At 54.0% G+C, this 402-nt stretch carries 1 pseudogene; it reads left to right on the top strand.

The window, feature by feature from the left end:
- Window positions 1-166: 166 nt before the first annotated feature.
- Window positions 167-402 (top strand): annotated as a pseudogene (locus tag EN804_RS34940) (D-glycerate dehydrogenase); the annotation flags it as partial.

Raw genomic sequence — 402 nt, 5'->3', positions numbered from 1 at the left:
CCCGCCTTCTGCAAACCGGATGATATTTAAGGAGGCTCGTTTCCACATGCCTCAAGCTTCAGCGAGTTTTGTTTGTCTTCGCCGGTGGGTCTGGTAGAAACGCCCTGATTGAAAGAAATTATCGCTCTTTCTGGTTAATGACTTCTGAACAAGGCAGCGGCAAACGATGACCCCCAAGAAGAGACCGACAGTCTATATCACCCGCAAATTGCCTGATGTCGTCGAAACCCGAATGCGCGAACTTTTCGACGCAGAACTCAATATCGATGACACCCCGCGCAGCGAGGAAGAACTGGTCGCCGCCATGCAGCGGGTGGACGTGCTGGTGCCAACGGTCACCGATCGCATTACCGCCTCGATGATCGAGCAGGCTGGACCGCAGCTGAAGCTGATCGCGAGTTT

The organism is Mesorhizobium sp. M8A.F.Ca.ET.161.01.1.1 (assembly GCF_004792105.1).
Classification (GTDB): domain Bacteria; phylum Pseudomonadota; class Alphaproteobacteria; order Rhizobiales; family Rhizobiaceae; genus Mesorhizobium.
Note: the sequence above shows the minus strand (reverse complement) of the source record. Positions and strands in the feature narration are given on the sequence as shown.